The organism is Paenarthrobacter sp. NPDC091669, assembly GCF_044756725.1.
GTDB lineage: Bacteria > Actinomycetota > Actinomycetes > Actinomycetales > Micrococcaceae > Arthrobacter > Arthrobacter bambusae_C.
This window is the reverse complement of the sequence record NZ_JBIVTK010000023.1, coordinates 1-2,308: the sequence shown is the minus strand read 5'-3', so window position 1 is coordinate 2,308 and position 2,308 is coordinate 1. Positions and strand designations below refer to the sequence as shown.

The window sequence follows — 2,308 nt, the reverse complement described above, 5'->3', positions numbered from 1 at the left end:
GGGGGTGCGCAATGATCCAGCCATAATTTCAACCAATCAATAAAACAATCGGTATCAACAAACTTGGCACACTATTGAGTTCTCAAACAACAGACCCCCCAAAACATCACCCACAGCACACCACACAAAGCAGCGCACCCAACAGGGCCATTGGAAAAGAAGAGTTATTTTTGGCCGCCTACCGAACCGTACACACCTTCCGGCTTTCCGTTTCGCACCCGGCGACTCAGAAAACAATACACGCCCCCAACCCCCAACGCAAATCCACCCCAACACCCCACCCCACCCACACCAAACCCACCCCCAAAACCCACCAACCGCCGTCGGGCGCTGGTTCCTAGCGCTTCATCAGCTCCCGCAACGCAGCGCTCACGGCACCTGGATTTTCCTCAGCCATGAAGTAGCCTCCGTCAAAGGTCATGTGGTTCAGGTCAGTCGCCCAGGCGCCCCAAAAGGCGGCGGCGTCGTAGCCCAGCGCAGCTCCACCATCCTGCTGCATTACAGTTACGGGCATCTCCAGAGTGCGTCCGGAGTCCCTGTCGGCCCGGTCATGCGCCATGTCGATGCCGGCAGAAGCGCGGTAGTCGGCAACGATCGATGCCACAGCCCCACGTGATGCCCTCAGATACTCCTCCCGATAAGAGTTTCGATCCTGGGCTCCGGGATGCCGGCAGGCTGTGCCATCAGGTAAAGGTGCCACGCCACCTTGGCATCCGCGCCCCGGAGAATGCCCCACATATCCAAGGTCGGCAGCACGTCCAGGGACAAAAGATGGGTCACTGCGTCACCGTGATCCAGGCGGGGTGCAGCTGGAACTGTCCAAGCGCAGGCATCGGGAGGTCATCGCGATCCTGGTCGCGCTGCGGGGTCGGGCGATCCCCACCGCAGACCTTGCTGAAGAACTATGGGACGGCATGCCACCGAACGGGGCTGTGGGAGCCATCCGGACCTTTGTTGGCGAGCTGCGCCACATCCTTGAACCGCACCGGACGCCCCGCACTCCGCCCTCCCATCTGGTCACGGTTGGTGACGGCTATGCGTTGCCGCTCGACGACGACGCGGTGGATGCCTGGCGCTTTGAAACGGCCATGGCCGGGGCGGTTGGGGCCGCTCCCGACGACGCTGATTCGCGTTTGTCCGCTGCCCTCGCTGAGTGGCACGGAAGCCCCTACCAGGAGTTTGCCGGGCTTCCCTGGGCGGTCCCGGAGGCGTCGCGGCTCAGCGCCCTCCGGCAGACCGCCGTCGAACGTTGCGCCGCAGCCCGGCTCGCCGACGCGCGGCCAATCGAGGCTGCGAATGCCGTTTTGGGCAGCCTCGCGGTCGCCGGCGACCTTGAGACAGCCCGTCAGCAGCGCCTTGCTGCAATCGAAGCGGCCGCCGGGCTCAACGATCCCGAACTCGCTGCGCGTGTCATCGGAGGTTACGACGTCCCCGGGATGTGGACGCGAACAGACGATCCCGCCGCTTCTACGGCTGTGGTGGCCGCAGCCGAGGATGCTCTGGCCTCTCCTGTGCAACTCAGCGACCGCAACCGGGCCCGTCTTCTGGCGACGATCGCCATGAAGTCCCGCGGAACAGGGAGCAGGCGCGCCGAAGCGGCCGAGGCCGTTGCGTTGGCCCGAAATGCGGGCGACAGCCACCTTCTTTACTTTGCCCTGAGCGCCGCTTCATGCAGGCATTCGCCCGCTCAGGTCTGGCAAAGCCCCGCGAAGACATTGGCCGGCAGCTGATAACAACAGCGTTCGACGCCGATTCGCCCACCTTTGAGCTCAACGAGCGCCTGATTCGGATGCAGGCGCTATGCGCAATGTCGGACATTGATTCCGCCCTTGTTGAAGCCAATGCAGTGGACCGGTTGGCCGTGCGTCACGAGCGCCCGTTGGCAGCCGTGTCCACCCAATGGTTCCGCTGGACGTTCCTCGCGGCGGCCCGACGCCTCCTGTACCTGGGGAAATGCCAGGGTTCAGCGAGGGAATCCTTGCGTTGGCGTCGTTCACCCGGCAACTACGCAACGGGGACGAACTGGCTGACCTCTTGTTGGAGGCACCTGGTGCGTTCTGGCCCAGACTGCCTGCGAACTGCCTGAACCATCCATGATCAGCCGGGCCCTTACGGAACTAACGCCAGCCAGCGGAGAAGAGCAGCCGGGAGTGGAGCTATTGATGCCGGCAGCATCGACCACTACCTGGGATTGCTCCGGGCTGCAGGGACCGGCTGATGTGTGTTGGTGTGTGTTGGGTGGTTAAAGGGGAAGAGCCCCGACCTGTGGTCGGGGCTCTTGCCTTAATGGTTGTCCGGCGGTGTCCTA

1 protein-coding gene and 1 pseudogene are annotated in these 2,308 nt (G+C 63.3%); one reads left to right on the top strand and one right to left on the bottom strand.

Going from position 1 to position 2,308, the window contains the following annotated elements:
• Positions 1 to 337 precede the first annotated feature (337 nt).
• Positions 338 to 798 (bottom strand): annotated as a pseudogene (locus ACIQLI_RS22440) (alpha/beta hydrolase); the annotation flags it as partial.
• Positions 799 to 803: 5 nt separating this feature from the next.
• Here ACIQLI_RS22440 and ACIQLI_RS22435 point away from each other — a divergent pair.
• Positions 804 to 1,730: a BTAD domain-containing putative transcriptional regulator gene (locus ACIQLI_RS22435; protein WP_400392628.1), complete on the top strand. Its 927-nt coding sequence runs from the start codon at positions 804 to 806 to the stop codon at positions 1,728 to 1,730.
• Positions 1,731 to 2,308 lie beyond the last annotated feature (578 nt).